The sequence below is a fragment of the uncultured Dialister sp. genome, assembly GCF_937959425.1.
Classification (GTDB): domain Bacteria; phylum Bacillota; class Negativicutes; order Veillonellales; family Dialisteraceae; genus Dialister.
Genome location: NZ_CALGPS010000174.1, coordinates 1 through 1,787, shown reverse-complemented (window position 1 = coordinate 1,787; position 1,787 = coordinate 1). Strand labels below are relative to the sequence as shown.

1 protein-coding gene is annotated in these 1,787 nt (G+C 53.8%); it reads right to left on the bottom strand.

The genetic code is table 11. From position 1 onward, the window contains the following. Positions 1–432: 432 nt before the first annotated feature. Positions 433–1,149, bottom strand: coding sequence for an NAD(P)H-dependent oxidoreductase (locus Q0482_RS07170; RefSeq protein WP_299145056.1), 717 nt, complete (start codon positions 1,147–1,149; stop codon positions 433–435). Positions 1,150–1,787 lie beyond the last annotated feature (638 nt).

The following is a 1,787-nucleotide window of genomic DNA, read 5'->3' as shown; positions in this document are numbered from 1 at the left end:
GTCAAGCCGGACAGGAAACTATAGGCAAACAGTTTCCTGCCGGTATGAAAAGCCAAGGCGTCAAGCCGGACAGGAAACTATAGGCGAATAGTTTCCTGCCGCGATGAAACTCTAAGGCGTCAAGCCGGATGGGAAACTATACGCAAACAGTTTCCTGTCGCGATGAAACTCTAAGGCGTCAAGTCGGATGGGAAACTATAGGCGAATAGTTTCCTGCCGGTATGAAAAGCCAAGGCGTCAAGCTGGACAGGAAACTATACGCGAATAGTTTCCTGCCGCGGTGAATTGCCATGGTGTCAAGCCGGATGGGAAACTATAGGCGAATAGTTTCCTGCCGCGATGAAAAGCGATAGGGGCAAGCCGGACAGGAAACTATAGGCAAACAGTTTCCTGCCGGTATGAACACCCACCGCCCCACGCCGGACAGTCCCCTTATCTCACCCATTCCACAGATTCGGAGAGGGGTTTTCTGCTCTTGTCCCTGTGCGGGGTTTCGGCGCGGTAGCCGAAGGCGGCCATGACGGCGATGCCGTAGTGTCTGGTGTCGAAGAGTTTATGTTCTTCGCCCAGGATGCGGGTCATGTGGGCGGGATTGAAGCCTTCCAGGGGGCAGGAGTCGATACCCATGTAGGCGGCCATGGTCATCATGTTGGCCATGACGATGTAGGCCTGCTTGGATGTCCAGTCGAAGGCAGTCCTTTCGGAGTCCAGGATTTTCATTTCCTCTTTTCCGAAACGGGTGTAGACCTGGCTGTAGAAATCGTAGACTTCCGGCGGCACCTGGTGCACGTCCTTCAGCATGTGGTCTGCATAGGCGGAGCCGAAGGTAATGTCCTGCCGTTTATTGGCCAGGAAGACTACGAAATGGCTGGCGCCGGAAAGGCCTGCTTTGGCGCCCCAGCCGTAGGGCATCATTTCTTCCCGGATTTCCTTATTCTGGATGACCAGAATTTTCCAGGGTTCCATGCCGAAGGAGGTGGGGGACAGGCGGGCCGCTTCCAGCAGGGTTTCGAAATCTTCATCGGAAATAATTTTCTCCGGGTCAAATTTCTTGGTGGCATAGCGGTACTTCATGGCCTCCAGAAGGACATTCCTGTCGTTATGGGGTTTGGGTGTATCTTTGGTGGGGATTATGAAATCGGTATTCATAGGGGTCTCCTTTTATATTTATATTTCTCTATGAAGAGATGGCTTAAATATAGCATTTTTTCTATGTTAAGTCAATGGGAAGGGCCGCTTGGCGGCCCGGGTTCAAAGGGTTCAGAGGGGAAGGTTGACGGCCCTTTGGCCCGAGGGTTGTGGTATCGCCGCCTTTGGCGGCGATGAGTATATATGCTCGCTGCGCTCGCCCCCTTTTGGTGGCTGGCGCCACCACCTTTACCCAAAGGGAAGCATGTCACTGGATTCTCAGTCGCCTACGGCTCCCTACAGCACGGCTATCACCGACTCACTGGATTCTCAGGTCGCTTAGGCTCCCCTACGAATCCAGTTCGCTGGAGTGACTCCAGTTCCTTTGCCACCCCGCAAGCGGTGGCAGAACAAAGCTCCGCTAGGCTGTAATCTCATAAGTGGCTCTAAGCAAAGCACGGGTTGTTGTCCCACCGCTCCGCGGGGGGAAGGTGGTGCCGTAAGGCACCAAAGGGGGAAAGGCCACCGGAGGTGGCCAATTCAGCAGAATGTATAGCGTGACTTAAGCAGCAGAAAGCCAGACCCATAACGTCTTGTCCCCTTGAGGGTAATGCCATTAAGCTAAGGCCGTTTCCCATTCCAAGAACAAATCGCCTCTC